Source organism: Thermostichus sp. MS-CIW-36, from assembly GCF_054059035.1.
This window is the reverse complement of sequence record NZ_JBSSBR010000043.1, coordinates 1-19649: the sequence shown is the minus strand read 5'-3', so window position 1 is coordinate 19649 and position 19649 is coordinate 1. Positions and strand designations below refer to the sequence as shown.

The 19649-nt window shown below is 58.5% G+C and carries 12 protein-coding genes; 6 read left to right on the top strand and 6 right to left on the bottom strand.

The annotated features are described in order from the left end of the window. Positions 1 to 137 precede the first annotated feature (137 nt). Complete coding sequence (locus ACVWVQ_RS13335; RefSeq protein ID WP_457508956.1) at positions 138 to 1988, bottom strand: M61 family metallopeptidase; 1851 nt, start codon at positions 1986 to 1988, stop codon at positions 138 to 140. Between the two features lie 305 nt (positions 1989 to 2293). On the opposite strand from ACVWVQ_RS13335, the gene ntcA reads away from it, so the two are divergent. Together ntcA and eno are read left to right on the top strand one after the other, a co-directional pair. Continuing rightward, positions 2294 to 2968, top strand: a complete 675-nt coding sequence (gene ntcA, locus ACVWVQ_RS13330) for a global nitrogen regulator NtcA (RefSeq protein WP_011434093.1) — start codon at positions 2294 to 2296, stop codon at positions 2966 to 2968. Positions 2969 to 3565: 597 nt separating this feature from the next. Further along, entirely contained in the window at positions 3566 to 4849 is a 1284-nt protein-coding gene (gene eno / locus ACVWVQ_RS13325; RefSeq protein WP_011434092.1) for a phosphopyruvate hydratase, read from the top strand. Here the strand turns inward: eno and ACVWVQ_RS13320 are convergent. Further along, positions 4846 to 6933 carry a prolyl oligopeptidase family serine peptidase gene (locus tag ACVWVQ_RS13320; protein ID WP_457508952.1) on the bottom strand — a complete coding sequence of 696 codons (2088 nt, stop codon included), beginning with the start codon at positions 6931 to 6933 and terminating at the stop codon, positions 4846 to 4848. The two genes, eno and ACVWVQ_RS13320, sit on opposite strands and share 4 nt — an antisense overlap. A 455-nt stretch (positions 6934 to 7388) precedes the next feature. Here ACVWVQ_RS13320 and treZ point away from each other — a divergent pair, with 455 nt between their 5' ends. Beyond that, positions 7389 to 9215: a malto-oligosyltrehalose trehalohydrolase gene (treZ, locus tag ACVWVQ_RS13315; RefSeq protein ID WP_457508954.1), complete on the top strand. Its 1827-nt coding sequence runs from the start codon at positions 7389 to 7391 to the stop codon at positions 9213 to 9215. A 62-nt stretch (positions 9216 to 9277) separates the two neighbouring features. Here the strand turns inward: treZ and ACVWVQ_RS13310 are convergent, their stop codons facing one another. From ACVWVQ_RS13310 to ACVWVQ_RS13300, 3 genes are all read right to left on the bottom strand, one after another. Beyond that, on the bottom strand, positions 9278 to 9667 hold the full coding sequence (locus ACVWVQ_RS13310) for a hypothetical protein (protein ID WP_414332498.1): 390 nt from the start codon (positions 9665 to 9667) through the stop codon (positions 9278 to 9280). A 136-nt stretch (positions 9668 to 9803) separates the two neighbouring features. Next, entirely contained in the window at positions 9804 to 11336 is a 1533-nt protein-coding gene (locus ACVWVQ_RS13305; RefSeq protein ID WP_457508950.1) for an FAD-binding oxidoreductase, read from the bottom strand. Positions 11337 to 11355: 19 nt separating this feature from the next. Continuing rightward, positions 11356 to 12678: a four-carbon acid sugar kinase family protein gene (locus ACVWVQ_RS13300; protein WP_457508948.1), complete on the bottom strand. Its 1323-nt coding sequence runs from the start codon at positions 12676 to 12678 to the stop codon at positions 11356 to 11358. A 208-nt stretch (positions 12679 to 12886) separates the two neighbouring features. Here ACVWVQ_RS13300 and phoU point away from each other — a divergent pair, with 208 nt between their 5' ends. The 3 genes from phoU (at position 12887) to clpB (ending at position 18723) form a co-directional block, all read left to right on the top strand. After that, a complete protein-coding gene (phoU, locus tag ACVWVQ_RS13295) occupies positions 12887 to 13528 on the top strand; it encodes a phosphate signaling complex protein PhoU (RefSeq protein ID WP_414357802.1) in 642 nt (213 codons plus the stop codon). A 67-nt stretch (positions 13529 to 13595) separates the two neighbouring features. Continuing rightward, positions 13596 to 15881 carry a ribonuclease R family protein gene (locus ACVWVQ_RS13290; RefSeq protein ID WP_457508946.1) on the top strand — a complete coding sequence of 762 codons (2286 nt, stop codon included), beginning with the start codon at positions 13596 to 13598 and terminating at the stop codon, positions 15879 to 15881. A 199-nt stretch (positions 15882 to 16080) separates the two neighbouring features. After that, on the top strand, positions 16081 to 18723 hold the full coding sequence (clpB, locus tag ACVWVQ_RS13285) for an ATP-dependent chaperone ClpB (RefSeq protein WP_414331635.1): 2643 nt from the start codon (positions 16081 to 16083) through the stop codon (positions 18721 to 18723). 13 nt (positions 18724 to 18736) lie between these two features. On the opposite strand, the gene ACVWVQ_RS13280 is transcribed toward clpB, so the two are convergent. Next, positions 18737 to 19138: a SaoD/DsrE family protein gene (locus tag ACVWVQ_RS13280; protein ID WP_414331634.1), complete on the bottom strand. Its 402-nt coding sequence runs from the start codon at positions 19136 to 19138 to the stop codon at positions 18737 to 18739. Positions 19139 to 19649 lie beyond the last annotated feature (511 nt).

The window sequence follows — 19649 nt, the reverse complement described above, 5'->3', positions numbered from 1 at the left end:
ACAACTCTTTGCCGCAAATCCAAAGAATGAGTCGGCATTCCTTTCTCTCCTTCCTCTTGAATACCTGTACCCTATTTTAAATTAAAAGGCTGTACTTTTCTTTCCAGTTAACTGGATTACCTGCTTGCCTCAACATGCTAGGAGGAGATAGGTGAATTTTCAAGCAGATGGGGACCTGCCTCTGACCGAAGCTGGGCGCCGACAAGGGATCCCAGCCAGCCTTGCTGAAGAGCTTCTTGAGCAGGAGTCAGTTCAGGCAACACCTCCAACGTGTAGACATCGGGCCGAGGGGGATCCAACGGGATCCAGAAATGTTTCAACTGATCGGCTTGAAAAACGCTCAAACAAATGATCTGGTGGGGCTGATAGGCTGTCAAGCGTTCTGTCAGGTTGGCGGCGCTCACCCTGAACCCATCCAGGGCCACCAGCTCATCGCCGGCCCAGATGCCCGCTTTTTGCGCCGGGGATCCCATCTCTACTGCGCTGATGCGATTGCCCTCGCCGTTGAAATTGAGGCCCAGGTATGGGATGGGGTTGGGGCGGCTGAATTGGGCTTTAAGGGTGAGGCCAAAGGGGTGTAGGTAAGTGTTGTAGTCTAGCTCTTCCGTGCCTTCCACATAGGCTGCGAAAAACCGGCCAAGATCGGCACCGGCTGCCCGCTCAAACGCCTCCCGCAAGTCTTGGTCGCTGTAGCCCTTCCCTGACCGACCAAAGCGCTGCCACAGATCCTGCAAAGCTGTATCCAGGGATCCCTGACCGCCGGAAAGGTGACGGATGTGCAGATCCAGCAGCCAACAGACCAAAGCCCCCTTTAAGTAATAAGAAACCTGGCTGTTGAGGGTGTTTTCGTGGGGGCGGTAGAGTTTGATCCAGGTGTCGAAGCTGGACTCCCGCAGCGATTGCACGGCCCGGCCCGGAGTACGCTGCAAGCGACCAATCTGTTCGGAAAGAACTTTTAAAAAATCGCCGGCACTGAGGATCCCTGCCCTCAATAAGATGACGTTTTCGTAATAGCTGGTCGCCCCCTCACAAAACCACAGACATTCCAGATAATTTTCCTGGTTGTAATCGATCTTTTCCAATGCCAGAGGACGCAGACGCTTGACATTCCAGGCATGAAACAACTCGTGGGCCATCAGAGCCAAAAACCGACGATAGGACTCTGGCTGATGCAGCTCTAGCCCAGAGTAAAGAAGGGTGGTGCTGTACTTGTGCTCAAGGCCACCAAATCCTCCCGGCGACAAATGCACGATAAACCAGTAACGGTCATAGGGTAGCCCACCAAAAAATGCGGCTGTGGTTTCGACAATGGCCTTGGCATCGGCAACGGCCCGATTGACATCCAGAGTGCCCGACCCCCAAACCACAAGGTAATGCGGGATCCCTTCCACCTCAAACGATTGCACTCGATGTGGACCCACCTCCACCGGGCTATCCACCAGCTCGTCGTAGTCTTCCGCCACAAAAGACTGGCCGGAAGTGGGATCCTCAGAAGGAGAGGTCAAGGGCCGCAAACTGGTGGCGATGTGCCAATCCGGCTTGGGGGGGATCACCGTCAAGGTGTAAGGTTCCCGCTCGCGACCGGGCACGTAGAGAAACAGCGCTGCCCCGTTGAAATAGGCGTGGGTCAAATCCAGATGGTTTGTGCGCACCGTCAGCTCATAGGCATAGACCCGGTAGCACACCTTCACGGCAGAACAGCCCGGCGGATCGATCTGCCAGGTGTTCTTGTCCACCTTCCGCCAGGCCAAAGGGATCCCTTGCTCAGTTGCCGCCTGAAACTCCTGCACATGACGGGCATACTCCCGCACCAAGTAGGATCCCGGCGTCCACACCGGCAGTCGCAGCCGCAAAGGCACCTCTGGATCCACCTCTTGGATCTGCAGTTCCACCTCCAGCAGGTGATTGGCCGGATCCGGCATCCGCACTGTGAAATGCTGGCGGCTCAGTTGAGAAGGTGCAGCAACGATAACCTCTGGGATCCCCATAGATAGATAGATAGAATGTTCCAACCCACTCCACTCTCTACCGCCAAGGGCCGACGCAACCCCCAGCGACAATGGCTCTTATCCTAACCCCTGCTTTCGGTTGGGGATCCCTTTCTGGGGCAAAAACGAGACTCAAAAATGTAGCACGTGCTACAAAGATGCCTGGGCAGAACCTTCTACTTTAGGGTAAATCTTGGTATCATCATCGATTCTGAAGTCAAGGGGTTGCAACCTAGCCTAATGCTTCTAGATTGATCTTAATAGGTTGATCTTAGGTATAAACTGACCTTAAAAGGTTGATGAGTATGGCGGTGGCCGTAGCGGAAAAATCTCTGATCACAGCCTTCAAGCAATTGGGAGGCCCTCACCATCCTCCGGTTATCGAAACGTTTGAGCGCGGGAAGACCATTTTTTTTCCAGGGGATCCGGCGGAGCGGGTTTACTTTTTGGTGAAGGGAGCCGTTAAGCTCTCGCGGGTCTACGAAATGGGGGAGGAAATCACCGTCGCCCTCCTACGCGAAAACAGCATCTTCGGCGTGCTCTCCTTTATCACAGGACAGCGCTCTGATCGCTTTTATCACTCGGTGGCTTTTACGCCTACTGAGTTGCTCTCTCTGCCGATCGAGCAGGTGGAAAAATCCTTGCAGGAGAACGCCGAACTGGCCATGTTGCTGGTTAAAAGCCTGTCGTCCCGCATTTTGCAAACGGAGATGATGATCGAGACACTGGCTCATCGCGACATGGGATCCCGTCTGGTCAGCTTTTTGTTGATCCTCTGTCGCGATTTCGGAGTGCCTGGCCCGGATGGGGTCACCATCGATCTCAAGCTGTCTCACCAGGCCATTGCCGAAGCCATTGGCTCAACCCGCGTCACCATCACCCGCCTGTTGGGAGAGCTGCGCAAGAAGAAGTACATCTCCATTCACAAGAAAAAGATCACCGTACACGACCCGATGCGGCTGAGCCATCGCTTTGCCTAGAGAGGATGGGAAAAGCTCAAGCGCACTTCCTGGTTGACATGCTCCCCTGCCTAAAGGCAGGAGATTCTGGTTCCTGGTTCTGCGACAGCACTTATCGTGTTGGGTTGCCCCTCCACGGCAGCGGTGCTCGTCTCCCCAGGCGTTCCCCCAAGCGCTACGCAAGCCCTAGCACCCAGATCGGTTCCCTAATGCCCTTAGGTACCGTTGCAAACAACAACCACAAAGCCTGCTGAGGCTGTATCCAGTCCTTAGACTGTTGGGTTTTTAGAGCGGTTGACTACCCTGCCGCTGCGGGCAGCATAGCACAAAGCCGCCCTAGTCGCGTCAGCGGGCCGTAGGCCTTAGGGCGGGGCTTTAAACCCAGTTTTTTGGTAACGATCTCGCCCTGCCGAGACAAACCCCGCTGGATGGCCGATTGAAGCTCAACCCAGCCGATGTTCAATCCACCCCTGCAGCTTTCCTTGTGCTTGAAGGACAGACTGCCGATTCTCTTTTAAAGTTTTCTGGAAGCTGAGGGGATCCCGGGCAAGAATCCACTAGTCTATGTGGGGATCTGGCTTTGGCCAGAGCTGTCTAGCCAATTGCTGAGGTGTAACTGTGGAAACGGCCATCGAGTGGATTACCGCCCATGAGATCCTCGACTCGCGAGGACGCCCCACCTTAGAGGCCCTGGTGGGTTTAGCCAATGGGGCGACGGGCTTGGCGCAGGTTCCCAGCGGCGCTTCGACCGGTACCTTTGAGGCCCACGAGCTGCGGGATGGGGATCCCAAACGCTACGGCGGTAAGGGCGTGCTGAGGGCGGTGGAAAACATCCTTGGCCCCATCCAGTCGGAGCTGCAGGGAGAAGATGCCCTCAACCAAGCCCGTATTGACCAGTTGCTGATCGACCTGGACGGCACCCCCAACAAGTCCCGCCTGGGGGCCAACGCCATTTTGGCAGTTTCTCTGGCGACGGCCAAAGCGGCTGCGGAAGCGGTGGGCCTGCCTCTGTACAAATACCTGGGGGGGCCTTTTGCCAACCTGCTGCCGGTTCCTTTGATGAACGTGCTCAACGGCGGCGCCCACGCCGACAACAACGTGGACATCCAGGAGTTTATGCTTGTGCCCATTGGAGCGGCCAGCTTTCGCGAGGCGCTGCGCTACGGGGCTGAGGTGTTTGCGGTACTAAAACAAGTGCTGCAGCAGAAGGGGCTGTCCACCGGTGTGGGGGATGAAGGGGGGTTTGCTCCTGATCTCGACTCCAATGCGGCGGCTTTGGATCTGCTGATGACGGCTATTGAACAGGCAGGCTACAAACCGGGAGCAGATATCGCCTTGGCCTTGGATGTGGCCGCCAACGAGCTGCTGCAGGATGGGCAATATCACTTTGAGGGCAAAGCCCACAGCGCGGCTGATATGGTGGCTTACTACCAGCAACTGCTGGCCAACTATCCCATCCTTTCCATTGAAGATGGGCTAGCGGAAGAAGACTGGGCCGGTTGGCAAGCCATGACCGCTCAACTGGGATCCCGGGTACAGCTGGTGGGAGATGACCTGTTTGTAACCAACCTGACCCGCCTGCAAAAGGGTATCGACAGCGCCGCCGCCAACGCCATTTTGATCAAGCCCAACCAAATCGGCACCCTGACGGAGACCGTCTCGGCCATCCAATTGGCAGTTCAAGCCGGCTTTCGCACCATCATCAGCCACCGCTCTGGCGAGACGGAAGACACCACCATTGCCGACTTGGCGGTGGCCACCCGTGCCGGGCAGATCAAAACCGGATCCCTCTGCCGCAGCGAGCGCATTGCCAAGTACAACCAACTGCTGCGCATCGAAGACGAGCTGGGGGAAGCGGCAGTTTATGCCGGTCGGGTGGGCCTGGGTCCTAGAGCTCGCTAACTTCCCGTTCCGTCCCAGGGGATCCCTAGCACCTGCACCAAAAAGGCCCAGCGGTCGGCAGCTTCCTCAATCAGCTTGCTGGTGGGCTTGCCGGCCCCGTGCCCTGCCTTGGTGTCGATGCGGATGAGGATGGGCTGGGATCCCCCCTGGGCTGCCTGCAGGGCAGCGGCAAACTTGAAGCTGTGGGCGGGCACCACCCGGTCGTCGTGATCTGCGGTGGTGATCAGGGTGGCGGGATAGGCAGTGCCGGGCTTGAGGTTGTGCAGAGGGGAATAGGCGTAGAGGGCCTTGAATTCCTCCGGGTTCTCCGGGGATCCGTACTCGGAGATCCAGGCCCAGCCGATGGTGAACTTATGAAAGCGCAGCATGTCGAACACCCCCACTGCCGGCAGGGCCGCTGCAAACAGCTCCGGCCTCTGAACCAGGCAGGCCCCCACCAGCAGGCCGCCGTTGCTGCCGCCGGAGATGGCCAACTTGGCGGGGTTGGTGTAGCCATGGGCTATCAGCCACTCGGCAGCGGCAATAAAGTCGTCGAACACCTTTTGCTTATTGAGCTTGGTGCCCGCCTGGTGCCACTCTTCTCCGTACTCGCCGCCGCCGCGCAAACTTGGCTGGGCATAGACACCACCCATTTCCAGCCAGGCCACCAGACCCACTGAAAAGCTGGGGGTAAGTGAGATGCCAAAGCCGCCGTAGCCATACAGCAGAGTGGGGTGATCCCCTGTCCGAGCCAGGCCGCGGCGGTGGACAAGAAACATGGGGATGCGGGTGCCGTCTTTGCTGGTGTAAGACACCTGCTGCACCTCGTAGGCCTGGGGATTGAAATCCACCTGGGGTTGACGGAACAGGGTGCTGGTGCCGCTGGTGAAATCGTAGCGGTAGATGGTGGGTGGGGTGGTGAAGCTGGTGAAGGTGTAGAAGGTCTCGGTGTCGTAGCGCTTGCCGCCAAAGCCGCTGGCGGATCCCAGCCCGGGCAGCGGAATTTCCCCCAGGTAGCTACCGTCTAAAGCAAAGGTCTTGATCTGGGTGTGGGCGTCTTCGAGGTAGAAGGCCACAAACTGATTGTTGATCAAGCTAACCCCCTGCAGGGTCTCCTCCGCCTCAGGGATCACCTCCTGCACCCGGTCAGGCTGCTCCAAGTCGATGGCCACCAGTCGCCGCCGAGGAGCTTGGCAGTCCGTCAACAGCCAAAAGCGGGATCCGTCGTTGCCCACGAAGCTGTATTCGGCCTCAAACTCGCGGATGAGCTCTACTACAGGAGACTGGGGATCCCGCAAGTCTTTGTAGAAGATGAGGTTTTTGGGATCCGTGCCCCGCCAGACGGAGATGATGAGGTAATTCCCATCTTCAGTAACCCCGCCGGCAAAGCCCCACTCTTTTTGGTCGGGGCGGTGATAGACCAAGACATCTTCTGACTGGGGGGTGCCCAGGCGGTGGTAGTAGAGCTTCTGGAAGTAGTTGGCGCTTTCGTATTCGCTGCCCGGGGCTGGTTCGTCGTAGCGGCTGTAGAAAAATCCCTGCCCGTCCAGCGTCCAGCTTACTCCCGAGAACTTAATCCAGCGCAGGTGATCCGGCAAATCCTCGCCGGTCTCGATGTCCCGCACCTTCCATTCTTGCCAGTCGGAGCCGGAGCGGGAGAGGCCATAGGCCAAATACCGTCCAGCGTGCTCCGCACCGCTGTCGCGAGCGCGGCTGATGGCAATGCCCGCTAGAGCCACCGTGCCGTCTTCCGAGAAGGTGTTGGGATCCAGCAAAACCCGCGCCTGGCCCTCTAGACTTTCTTGGGTGTAGAGAACGCTCTGGTTTTGCAGGCCGTCGTTTTTGAAGTAGAAGTAGCGGCCCCCTTCTTTGAAGGGCTGGCTGTATTTTTCATAGTTCCAGAGCTGGGTCAGGCGTTCTCGGATCCGCTGCCGGGCTGGGATCTGCTGCAAGTAGTTAAAGGTAAGGTGGTTTTGCGCCTCAATCCAGGCCCGCGTCTGCTCCGAATCCAGATCCTCCAGCCAGCGGTAGGGATCCGGCACCGGCTGCCCGTGGTAGATGTCGACAACGGTGGGATCCGGATAGCTGGGCGGGTAGTTGAGCATGAGACCTAAGCGCTAGAGCATGACTCTAGTCAATAATAAGCTCAACTATACTGAAAATAATGTATAATATGTTCAGTACGGATTACTACCAGTTGATCTTTCTGTTTACTTTCGAGTCTGCCAACATGGTAGCCAAAGCAAAGCAGAAAATTGGTAGTAAGACGACACGGAAACTGCGCTTTGGGTATTCTACTCAAAGCTTTGCGGGATACCGCCATTCTGTTTGGACTCCGTCCCGCTAACGCGAATGGAAACAAACAGAATGCTATCGCTGCATAGTTGAACAGTGATGTTCAGCAGTGTTCAGCGTAAATGTATCAGACCCATTCCACTATGGCAGAGGAGAAGCCAAAAACCCACTCTCCGGCTTTTGCCAGGCATGCTCGCTATAGTGGAAGCCGAGTTGCGGGATAGATTCTGTGTTGCAGGCTTCTCCTTTCTTCCAGGCCGGGCGGATGGGCGCCTATCCCCTGGGCTCAGGCTGCTATCACTTCTCGGTGTGGGCGCCCTTGGTTGAGCAGGTGGAGCTGAAGCTGCTCAGCCCTGTCCAACGTTGCTTTACTCTAGTGCGGGATGAGCAGGGCTATTGGCAGGGGGAGGTGGACGGGATCCCACCTGGGCCAGTGGACTACCTCTACCGCCTGCACACCGCAGCGGGGGTGGTGGAGCGACCAGACCCGGCCTCCCGCTGTCAACCGCATGGCGTTCATGGCCCCTCGCGGGTGGTGGATCCCCACTTCGACTGGCAGGATCAGGGGTGGAAGGGGATCCCCCTGTCTCAGTGGATCCTCTACGAGCTGCATGTAGGCACCTTTACCCTCGAGGGCACCTTTGCTGCTCTGATCCCTCGCCTGCCGGAGTTGGTGGAGTTGGGGGTAAACGTGCTGGAGCTGATGCCGGTGGCCCAGTTTCCAGGAGAGCGCAACTGGGGCTACGACGGCGTCTACCCCTACGCGGTGCAGACCAGCTATGGAGGAGCGGCAGGCTTCAAAGCCCTAGTCAATGCCTGCCACCAACTGGGCTTGGCCGTCATCTTGGACGTGGTCTACAACCACCTGGGGCCGGAGGGGAACTACCTGCGGGATTTTGGCCCCTACTTCACCGACAAGTACCACACCCCTTGGGGGGATGCCCTCAACTTCGACGACCGCTATTCTGACGGCGTGCGAGAGTTTTTCCTACAAAACGCCGAGTACTGGCTGGAGGAGTTTCATCTCGATGGGCTGCGGCTGGACGCGGTGCATGCCATCTACGACTTCAGCGCCTACCCCTTCTTGCAGGAATTGGCAGAGCAGGTGGATGCCCTAGAAGCTCGCACTGGCCGGCCCAGGGTTCTCATTGCCGAAAGCGACCTCAACGATGTCCGCCTCATCACCCCCCGAGAGCAAGGGGGCTACGGGCTAGATGCCCAGTGGTGCGATGACTTCCACCACTCACTTCACACCCTGCTTACCGGGGAAAAGACAGGCTACTACCAGGACTTTGGCGAATTGGAGCACCTGGCCAAGGCTTACCGGGAGAGCTACGTTTATTCTGGCCAGTACTCCTGCTACCGCGCCAGGCGTCACGGCAACTCCGCTGTTGGGCGACCGGGATCCCAATTTGTTGTCTGCATTCAAAACCACGATCAAATCGGCAACCGCATGTTGGGAGAGCGCCTCAGCCAGCTCACCTCTTTCGAGGGCCTCAAATTGGCTGCCGCTGCCCTGCTGCTAGCTCCCATGCTGCCGCTGCTATTTATGGGGGAGGAGTATGGGGAAGTGGCGCCATTTCTGTATTTTGTCAGCCACGGGGATCCCGATTTGGTGGAAGCGGTACGACAGGGACGCCGCCGCGAGTTCAGCGCCTTTGCCTGGCAGGGAGAGCCGCCGGATCCCCAAGCTGAAGAGACTTTCCTGCGCTCCAAGCTGAATTGGGACTTGAAAAAGGCCGGTCACCACCAGGTTCTCTGGAAGTGGTACCAGGCCCTGATCCGGCTGCGCAAAACCCAGCCGGCTCTCCAGCACTTGGAGCGGGACGGGGTGGAAGTGGAGCTCTTTTCCAACTCTGGCCTAGCTCTGCACCGCCGCCAGGGATCCCAGGCTTTGCTTGCCCTTTTCAACTTCAGCCCCAATCAGGCGGTCACCTATGCCCATTGGCCCGGCGGCACCTGGGAGAAGCTTTTGGATAGCCACGAGGCCCAGTGGTTGGGAAAGGGATCCCAACTGCCGGCAGAAAGCCAAGGGGATCCGGTTGAGGTACTGGGCTATGGGGTGGGCCTCTATGGTGCTTTGCACCGCTAACGCAGATGGCTGCGGCCAGAAGGGAAATCTCGACCGCTCCAGACCTGGCAAACGGAAACGGTCTAGCCGATCTTCGCGCCGCGGAAATAGAGGGAGTCAGGCAAGGGCCTGCGGGCGAGGCTGGGATTTCGGGAAGGTTTGCTCACCGGTTGGCCGCGATAGGTCAGCTTGGGCTTGGCAGGGTTGCCCGTAGGAGCAGCCTCTGGTTGGGACTGCACGGGTACGCCCGGCGACAGTTGAGCCCACACTTCCGCGTGATTCTCAAACTGCACCACAATGCTAAGAAATCCCCTTTCAATGTCGGCGCGACAGGCAGATATCGCGTCTTGGGCGCGTTTGTACACTTGCCGAAGGGCGTAGAAGTGATTCTGAAACTTGATCACCTCCACCAAACCCTGAGGAGTCGAAGCCCAGAAGCCACTGTCTGCATCGCTGTAGTCGAGAATAACCATGGCTAACTCCTACACTGACGAGTGGATGGATAAAGATCCCAACTCTTCCACTATGGATATTAAACGTCATGAAACGTAATGGTGAGCTTGATCACATTGATCACATTGAATCACAATTGACAATGTTTCGATATCACTATGGAAATAACTTGTAATCTTGACCGCAGCCGTAGCGCCAAGCCTCGCGGCGCCGCTTCCAGAAGTAGTCCTGGGGGTTGGTTTCCGGCTCCGGGCGATCTGTTAGCCTTTGCAGCAGCTCGTAGAGGCCAAGGGCGCCAAAGTGGCCCGCCCATGCCACCAGCTCCGGCAACCCCAACCGAGGCAAAAGTCTGGCTACCAAGCTGGGATCCCGACGCGTCACCCCCCACAGGGCCTGGGCCAAGCCGCCAAACTGCACCACATCCTGCAAAAAGGGCTGCACCACCTGGGGGCCAGCGGCAACCATGGCCGCAAACACCCTGCTCAACAGGCGGTTAATGCTATTGGGATCCCAACTTTTGTTCTGCAGAGGGGGAATCATGGCCTTCTGAAATAGCCAGGTCACGGCCAAGTTGGGCTGGTAGGGTTGCAGCAGGGCTAGGGCTGCCTGGTTCAACTGCCGTTGCGCCAGGGCCTCGTGGATCCCCTGCTGTAGGCGATCCAGGTGGCGCAACATGGCGCCAAAGCCGCCAAAGCTTAGAGGCGACTGGCTGCCACTGCTATCCCCCACCGCCAATAGGCGATCCCAGGGCAGTTGCAGCGGGCTGCGGCGGTAGGCGGGGAAAACGCCACATAGCTTGCGCACCCAGCGGATCTGGGCCAGCTCCACCCCCTGGTAGGCTGGCAGCAGCCGGCAGTAATCCCGCCAGAGCTGCTCTAGACTAGGCCGCTCCGGATCTCGGTCGCAGTAGGTGAACAGATAGGTGGTGCGCCCATCGCGGGCAGGGAAAGCTTCCCAAAAGGGCTGGTAGCCGTTCTGGGCTGGGGTAAAGCTGTAGAAGAGATCTCCCGTGGGTTGGTCGGGCAGCCCCTGGGCACAGGATCCCACCACCAGACAGACGCTATCTGGCGGCTGCCCTCGGCGAGCCTGGGCCACGAGGGGGGAGCGATGCCCCATAGCATCCACCAGCAACTGGGCAGTGAGGGATCCCGTGTTGGTTTGGATGCCGATCCCATCCGGGTGAACAGCAGCACCCAAAAAGCAAGTATTTTCCCGCAATTGGCCACCCCATTCCAAAAAGTGGGCTTTGCAGTGCTCCAGCAATCCAGCGGGATCCACCCCCACATTCAGCACCCCTTCCACCCACCAACTGGGGCCATCCCCAAAGCCAATACGCCCGCCAGGATAATGGGTCACCTGCACCTTCTCCCATTCCCTTGGGGTGAGCAGTTCCAGCTCCAGCAACACCTGCAATTCCTGCCGGGAGGTGTTCCACTCCTGCTCCCGACCCCGCAGGATCCCTCGCTCCAGCAGGATCACCCGCCAGCCCCGCTTGGCCAAAGCCGCCCCCAGAAGGATCCCCAAGGTGCCGCCGGCAATCACCACATCGGCATCCCAGGATTGGCTGCCCAAACGAGCGGAAGAAGGGTGAACCACTGCCGGGGGCAGTTCCGCCTGCGGCTGCCGCAGGGATCCCCACCAGCGATCCAAGGTGGGCAGGGCTTCTGGCGGGGGGACGAATTCAGCCATCGGCAGGAGGAACTTCACTCTAGACCAAGCCCCGACTTTTGAGGCGACGATGAATCAAAACCAGCGTATCCACCTCGCCGACATTGCCCGGAAACAACACCACCGGCAGGTTGGGAAAGCGGGGATGGTCTGCCGGGGTGATCACCATCGAGATCCCTGGGTAAATTTGCCCCAGCAAACGCACTGCCGGCAAGTCGAGGCCAGTGCTGAGGGTGTCGTTGGAGGTGATGCCACCCTTGCTGATGAGGTAGCCAATTCCCGGCGGCAACCCCTGCACCACGCCCATCAACAACCGGGAAACCTTCTGCCCAAAAGCTAGGCGCATTTCTACGGCGTCCTTTTCGAACGTCAGTTCCTCTCGGCTGGTGTAGACCACCGGCGTCAGACCCTGCTCATAGGCGCTGTGAACTTGGGCCAGGATCCCTGGCAGCAGCTCCGCGTCGGGATCCAATAGTCGCCTCACCTCCACCTCGATGCCTTGGGTTTCAGGCTCCTGCAGAAGGCGGGCCAACTGCTGGCTGGACTTTTGCACATGGGATCCCACGATCACCACCCCCGGTTGAGAGGAGCGAACAAACTGCCCCATCTGTTCCGGGGGAACGGGTTGTGGCGGCAATTGGGCCAAAGCCGTCAAGAGGCTGGCGGCGCTGCGGAACAAAAAGCGCTTCCCCTGCTCTATAGCCGCCCAAACATCCTGGGCAAACCGATCCAGATCCGCTTGAGTTTCTCCATCCACTACACAGCAGATATTCCCCTGCAAGGCCAGCAGCCGCGGCAAACAGCCAGAGCGAATCTGCTCCAGGGTAAATCGCTCCACTTGGTCAGCCCGGATCCGCCCCTGTGTTTTCTCCTGTACATAAGCGGGCAAATAGCTGTGGTGGTAGGCAAACACCGAGTCGCGGGCAAACTCCGTCTCATGCACCGGGATCCAGCGGCCCTCCACCCGCAGGTAATGGGTGCTCTGCCGCGTGATGCGCCCCCCTTCAAAAAAAGCCGGCACCAGAAAATGAGCATCGAAGGGCCCCAGCTCCGCTGCCATCACATCGGTTTCCAAGGGGTAGTGCCCCCGCAAAGTCGAGTCGGAGCGGCTGACGAAAATAGCCTGCTCACATCCCAGCTCCGCCATCACCTCCTTCAACGCCCCACATACCGACCGCGTCACCTCCGCTGCCTTCGCCGGGGGCAAAGCCCGAGTATTGGTGAGGATGAAGCGAATCGGCGAACGATCCTGCAACCCCAGCTTCAAGGTCTCCGGATCCCAGCGGGTGAGGAGCAGGCAACTGTGAACGGTTTGGGATCCGGTGGGATCATCGTCCAACACAATGATGGGGGGAAGAGCCATGAGACCGTCTCAATCGACAAAGCAACCCGAGAACTCCAGAGGACGAATCCCCCTCAGAGGGCAACCGCTGTTCTCATCTTCGCCTAAGTTGGCCGTCTTCTCTGCCCTTATTCCAGGCGAAGTTTGCCATGATTGAGATCAACTGGCTCTGTTGAATCCAAAACGACTGCAGACATTTCCCCCCTGCCCACATTCATGGGAGAAAGCCATGGGGCAAGCCGAGCTGCAACTTCACATCAAACGGGTACAGCAGGACGTGCTGCGCATGGGGGCGCTGGTGGAAAAGTCGGTGGTCTTGGCCCAGCAGGCCCTGTTTGAACAGAACTTGGCCGCCGCCGAACAGGTGATCGCCCAAGACAAGCAAATTGACCGTTTTTATCGTCAAATCGAGAAAGACTGTATTAATTTGATTGCCTTGCGCTCCCCGGTGGCGCGGGATCTGCGCTGGATCAGTACCCTGATGCAACTGGTACGCGATCTGGAGCGGATTGGCGACTACGCCAAAGATTTGGCCGAAGTGGCCCTGCGCTTGGTCATGTACCCGCCGCCCCCGGAGCTGGGTCGTATTCAGGTGATGATGCAGCGTTGCCAGAAAATGCTCAGCCACAGCCTGGTGGCCCTAACGGAATTGGATGCTGACCTGGGCCGACAACTGAAGCGGGAAGACGACGCCGTTGATGAAGATTACACTAACCTTTACAATACGTTGGCGCAGCAGTCTGACATTCGCGGATCGGTCGAGCCTATTCTATTGATGTTGCTGGCGATCCGTTACCTGGAGCGTCTGGCCGACCACAGCACCAACATCGGTCAGCGGGTAGCTTTTATTGTCACCGGCCAGCGTGACTAACGCCAACGGGTTGGGTCTTGCGATGTCTTAACCCCTCTTCTTCTCTCCTCTTTTGCCAATACCCAAAATGGACTTCTCTCGAATTTTTCAGCATTTTCTCTCTCAGCCTCCCGATCAATTGACCGACAAAGATACTCTTCTTGCCCTCTTGCAGTCCCCCGACCCAGAAGCGCCGGAAATGCTCGAGATTGCCCTAGATGGCCTGGTGCGGGCCGGGTTTCTGGAACGACTAGGGGATCCCCCTCGCTATCGGCGCAAGCCGGACGAATCTTTGGTGGTGGGGCGTTTGCGCTGTTCCAGCAAAGGCTTTTGCTTCGCCATTCGGGACGAGCCGGGGGTGGAGGATGTGTACATCCACGGCAGCAACCTCAGCGGCGCTTGGAATGGGGATCAGGTGTTGGCGCGGGTCACCAAAGATGGCAACCGTCGCCGCAGCCCTGAGGGAGAGGTGGTGGCCGTTGTGGAGCGGGCCAATTCTGCCCTGGTGGGTCGCCTCAAACAGACGGAACAGGGTTTTCGGGTGGTGCCCTTGGACGACCGGCTGCTGTTCGAGCTGGCCCTGACGGAGGGATCCCCTGTCGAGCTGGCGGAAGGGCGGGTGGCCTATGTGGAGGTGAATCGCTACCCGCTGGGGGATCTGCCCCCAACCGGAACCATTCGCAAAATTTTGGGCGACGGCCCAGAGGCCTCCATCGATGCAGATTTGGTCTGTTGCAAGTACGACCTACCGCAGGAGTTTCCCGCCCCGGTGTTGGAGGCAGCAGCAGCTCTGCCCAAAAAGCTCAGCCGCTCTGACCAAAAGGGCCGCCGCGATCTGCGCGATTGGTTTTGCATCACTTTGGAGCCTTTGGATCTGCAGCATCCCCACGGCTTGGAACCCAACGTGGCTGTTTCCTTGCAGCGGCAAGAGAATGACCACTGGCTGCTGGGGATCCACATTGCCGACGTAGCCCACTGGCTGGATCCCGACCACCCCTTGGAGCAAGAGGCTCAGCAGCGGACGGCCACCGTCTACCTCGATACGATGGTGCTGCCTCTCTTTCCGCCGGAGGTGCACAACCGCCTGGCTCTGTTGCCACAGCAGGAGCGCTTGGCCTATTCACTGCTAGTGACCCTCGACCCAGAAGGGGTGGTACAAAACTTCGAGATTTACCCCAGCCTGGTGCAATCGCGGGCTCACCTGTCCTATGGTCAGGTGCAGGCTCTTTTGGCCACCACCGCCGACTTGGGCCCCGACGAAGAAGTGCCGGAGTTGATGGCCCTGCTGCAAAATCTGCTGCGCCTCAGCCAGATCCTGCGGGCCAAACGTCACCAGGCGGGGGGATTTGACCTGCCCCTGTTGGATTTGCTCACTCCCTACTCTGCCGATGAAAGCGGCTACGGCCCCCTCTTGATCAGCGATCGCCTCGGCGCCCATGCCCTGATGACGGAAATTCTCCTGCTGGCCAACCAAATCCTGGGCCACCATTTGCGCCAGTTGGGGATCCCTTCTTTGGCCCGCGTGCAGCCTGCCCCTGCCGCCGAGGCCCTGCAGAGCTTTTTGCGCCTGGCCAATGCCATGAAGCTGGATCTGAATTTGCAAGATCCCGCTGTCGTAACTCTGGCGGACTGGCAGCGGATTTGTGCCCGCATCACCGCTCCCGATGTGTTGGCCTCTGGCGCGAGCCCGGCCTTGGTGGCGCAGATGCTGGCCACCTTGCCCCCGGTGGAGTATCGTCTCCAGCCTCTGGAAGAGCAACTCGGCCATTTTGGGTTGGGCCTCAAAGAACCCTACGCCACCTTTACGGCCCCCTTGCGCCGCTATGCCGACTTGCTCAATTTGCGTGCTCTGCACCTGGCCCTGAGCAAAGGACGCGATCGCCGCAGCCCTCGCTCCAAAACCGTGGTGGATCTGCACGGCCCCAGCGGCTACGGCCAAATCGACTGGCAGGTGTTGCCGCCCAAGGTGCAGGAGGAATGGCAGGCGTTTCTCCAGGCGCAACTGCCCAAAATTCAGGAGGGGTACCGGATCCGGCAGCAGGCGGAACGGGAGCTGATGGGCCTGAAGCGCTCTGAGTTCATGCAAAAGCACCTGGGAGAGGTGTTCCCCGGCCTGATCATCGGCGTCCAGAACTACGGCTTTTTTGTCCAGGTGGATCCCATCTTGGCGGAAGGCTTGGTGCGGGTCAGCACCCTGAAAAACGATTGGTACGAGTACCGCAGCCGTCAGCAGGCGCTGGTGGGACGCAAGAGTCGGCGCCAGTTTCGCCTGGGGGATCGGGTGGAGGTGCAGATTAAGAACGTGGATTACTACCGCCAACAAATTGACCTGGCGGTAATCGGGGAAGGCCGTCCCTACGAAGAAGAAGAATAAGGCGGGGATCCCTCCATGGATCGCAGCTGGAGAGGACGGTTGTTGCGAACTCTGGCTCTGGCAAAATAGGCGATACCTAGATCAGGAAGATCCTACCGGAGCTTCCGGCACCCAGCTCTACTGCCCCGAAAGAGTCCAGGGTGCTCCCTGTGTCTGTATTGCCTTCCTATACTGAGTAGCAAAGCTCTGCCGAACTTCTATGCAGCCCACCAATCCCAACCAATTTACCGAAAAAGCTTGGAGCGCCATTGTCCAGTCCCAAGATGTGGCCCGGCGGCACCAGCAGCAACAGTTGGAAACCGAGCATTTGCTGATCTCCCTTCTGGATCAAGAAGGGGGGCTCACCCAAACCCTCCTGCAACGGGCAGGTATCGATCCGAGGCTGGTGCGGGATAAAGTGGAAAGCTTCATCAACCAGCAGCCCAAGTTGGCGCGGGTGGATCAGCTCTACTTGGGTCGCGGCCTGGAAACCACCCTGGATCGGGCCGAGGAGTTTCGCAAAGAGTACGGCGATGATTTCATCTCGGTGGAGCACTTGTTTTTGGGATCCCTGCAAGATGAGCGGGTGGGCAAGCGGGTCTTGGCACCCCTGGGCCTGACGGTAGAGCGCCTCAAACCGGTCATCAAAGAGGTGCGAGGCAAACAGCGGGTCACCGACAAAAACCCCGAATCCCGCTACGAAGCCCTGGAGCGCTATGGCCGCGATCTCACCCAGGCGGCCCGCGAAGGGAAGCTGGACCCGGTGATCGGGCGAGATGACGAGATCCGCCGCGTCATTCAGGTGCTCTCCCGCCGCACCAAAAACAACCCCGTCCTCATCGGCGAACCCGGCGTGGGGAAAACAGCCATTGTGGAGGGCCTAGCCCAGCGCATCAACCGGGGAGATGTGCCGGAGTCTCTGAAAAACCGGCGAGTCATTGCTCTGGACATGGGCGCTCTCATTGCCGGGGCCAAGTACCGCGGGGAATTTGAAGACCGCCTCAAAGCTGTGCTCAAAGAGGTCACTGAATCCGAAGGCCAGATCATCCTCTTCATCGACGAGTTGCACACCGTTGTCGGCGCCGGGGCCGGCGAAGGGGCCATGGATGCCGGCAACTTGCTCAAACCCATGCTGGCGCGGGGCGAGTTGCGCTGTATCGGCGCCACCACCCTGGATGAATACCGCAAGCACATCGAAAAAGATGCGGCCCTAGAACGCCGCTTTCAGCCGGTGTACGTGGATCAGCCTTCGGTGGAAGATACCATCTCCATCCTGCGCGGCCTCAAAGAGCGCTACGAGCTGCACCATGGGGTCAAAATCAGCGACTCCGCCTTGGTGGCGGCAGCGGTGCTCTCCAACCGCTACATCTCCGAGCGCTTCCTGCCCGACAAAGCCATCGACCTGGTGGACGAGGCGGCGGCCAAGCTGAAAATGGAAATCACCTCCAAGCCCGTCGAATTGGATGAAATTGACCGGCGGATCATGCAACTGCAGATGGAGGAGCTCTCCCTGAAAAAAGAAGATGATGCTGCCTCTAGAGATCGCCTCAGCAAAATTGAGCAGGAGCTGGCCAACCTGACGGAGCGACAACGGGAGTTGAATGCCCGCTGGCAATTTGAAAAAGAGGCTATTGAGCGCCTGCAAAGCCTTAAAGCTGAGCGGGACGCCGTTAAGCTTCAAATTGAGCAGGCTGAACAAAAATATGACCTCAACCGCGCTGCCGAGCTTAAGTACGGCAAGCTGATGGAATTGGAGCGGCAAATCCAAGAGCAGGAGGCTCACCTGGCCAAGCTGCAGACCAACGGCGAGCCGCTGCTGCGGGAGCAAGTGACTCCTGAAGATATCGCTGAGATCGTCTCCCGCTGGACTGGGATCCCAGTCACCAGCCTGATGGAGTCGGAAAAGCAGAAGCTGCTGCGCCTGGAAGCCCATTTGCACCAGCGGGTGGTGGGCCAAGACGAGGCGGTAGCCGCCGTAGCGGCAGCCATTCGGCGCGCCCGGGCCGGCATGAAGGATCCCAATCGCCCCATCGGCTCTTTCCTGTTCATGGGGCCCACTGGCGTGGGGAAAACCGAGCTGGCCCGTGCTTTGGCGGAGTTCCTCTTCGACACTTCCGAGGCGATGGTGCGCATCGACATGTCCGAGTACATGGAGAAGCACTCGGTCTCTCGTCTAATCGGAGCTCCTCCAGGCTACGTGGGCTACGAAGAAGGCGGGCAGCTCTCCGAGGCGGTGCGGCGACGCCCCTACTCGGTGGTGTTGTTTGACGAGGTGGAAAAAGCCCACCCGGATGTCTTCAACATCCTGCTGCAGGTGCTGGACGATGGCCGCATCACCGACTCCCAAGGGCGGACAGTGGACTTCAAAAACACCATCATCATCATGACCAGCAACATCGGCAGCGACCTCATCCTGGAAATTGGGGCCGATGAAAGCCGCTACGAGGAGATGAAAACTCAGGTGCTGGCCATGCTGCGGCACCACTTCCGACCGGAGTTTTTAAACCGGGTGGACGAGCTGATCATCTTCCACGCCCTCACCAAAGAGCAAATTCGCCAGATTGTCGGCCTGCAAATGCAGCGGGTGGAAAAGCTGCTGGCAGATCAGCAAATCGAGATCCTGCTCACCGAAGAAGCCAAGGACTACCTGGCAGAGGTGGGCTACGACCCAGTGTTCGGGGCCCGTCCCCTGAAGCGGGTGATCCAGCGGGAGATCGAAAATCCCATTGCCACCAAGCTGCTGGAAAACGAGTTCCTACCCGGCGACCGCATTTTGGTGGATGTAGCCAACGAGCGGTTGATCTTCCGCAAGATCGGCTCTCAGCCCAGCCAGGAGCCACCTGCTGCTGTGGCCGTCAGCTAAAGTGAGGGATCCTTCACAAAGTGATCACCTGGTCAGGTGGGTTGTCCTTCAAGGCCTCGTAGAGGTCAGGGAAACAGCCCACCTGCACTCCTTTGACGACGTTTTTGGGAACGCACCGAGCTGGCTCTCTGCGCCCGCGTCCTTGAGCGTCGCACCAGCGGGGTTCCCCTTCGGCTAAGTTGCGCTCCAGGGCACACATGTCGCACATCATCAGCAGGATGTTTTGCTCTTGGGCAACCTTGGCCAAGCGCTCGCCAATGGGATCCCCCTGCCGCAAAACAAAGCAGTTGTCGTCGAAAAAGAACATGCCCACCACCTGCGCTCCATGCACCCCTGCTTCTAGCTGAGGCAGGATCATCTGGCCCAATTTGTAGGTGCCGCAGCGGGGATGGGTGAACACGTAGGCAACTTTCATGAGGCCCTCCTTGCTGTTCTCAATTTTGATTATCAATGATTATCATTTTCAAAGTAACACGAATTCCCTGACGGGGGTTGCCGGAACCCAGCAGGCCGAGGTGGAGGTTCATTGCGAACCTGCTTGAGACTGTTCCTGATGCCTTTGTGCTGTCCAGCTCCTCTCCCTTCGCAGGAGAGGGAAGTTACGATTATTTCGATTCAAACCAGGACGCTGCACCCACACCTAAAACGTTGGTCGCGTTGTCGCGTCAGCGTTGCGGAGCAATAATGCGGCGGGCCAGAAGGCTTTTCTCAATAGCCCAGGCGTCTCACCCTAACCTGAAATGACTACAGATTGTGGGTTTACTGAGGACACGGCCAATTATTCAGTGGCATTTCTCACTTGAGATGCGGGAGGGGTTTTCTGGCGGGTTGTCAGCTAGAAATCGCAGGAGCCCCGCACTGTACCCGTAGGGTCAGTGCCGGGAGGAATGCGCTTTGATGAAGTACAATGAACTTATGAGCCAAGT

What these genes read in the sequence shown, in the direction of transcription:
- ACVWVQ_RS13335 (WP_457508956.1), bottom strand. Translation starts at nt 1,988, where the DNA reads ATGGGGATCCCAGAGGTTATCGTTGCTGCACCTTCTCAACTGAGCCGC.
- ntcA (WP_011434093.1), top strand. Translation starts at nt 2,294, where the DNA reads ATGGCGGTGGCCGTAGCGGAAAAATCTCTGATCACAGCCTTCAAGCAA.
- ACVWVQ_RS13320 (WP_457508952.1), bottom strand. Translation starts at nt 6,933, where the DNA reads ATGCTCAACTACCCGCCCAGCTATCCGGATCCCACCGTTGTCGACATC.
- treZ (WP_457508954.1), top strand. Translation starts at nt 7,389, where the DNA reads ATGGGCGCCTATCCCCTGGGCTCAGGCTGCTATCACTTCTCGGTGTGG.
- ACVWVQ_RS13310 (WP_414332498.1), bottom strand. Translation starts at nt 9,667, where the DNA reads ATGGTTATTCTCGACTACAGCGATGCAGACAGTGGCTTCTGGGCTTCG.
- ACVWVQ_RS13305 (WP_457508950.1), bottom strand. Translation starts at nt 11,336, where the DNA reads ATGGCTGAATTCGTCCCCCCGCCAGAAGCCCTGCCCACCTTGGATCGC.
- ACVWVQ_RS13300 (WP_457508948.1), bottom strand. Translation starts at nt 12,678, where the DNA reads ATGGCTCTTCCCCCCATCATTGTGTTGGACGATGATCCCACCGGATCC.
- phoU (WP_414357802.1), top strand. Translation starts at nt 12,887, where the DNA reads ATGGGGCAAGCCGAGCTGCAACTTCACATCAAACGGGTACAGCAGGAC.
- ACVWVQ_RS13290 (WP_457508946.1), top strand. Translation starts at nt 13,596, where the DNA reads ATGGACTTCTCTCGAATTTTTCAGCATTTTCTCTCTCAGCCTCCCGAT.
- clpB (WP_414331635.1), top strand. Translation starts at nt 16,081, where the DNA reads ATGCAGCCCACCAATCCCAACCAATTTACCGAAAAAGCTTGGAGCGCC.
- ACVWVQ_RS13280 (WP_414331634.1), bottom strand. Translation starts at nt 19,138, where the DNA reads ATGAAAGTTGCCTACGTGTTCACCCATCCCCGCTGCGGCACCTACAAA.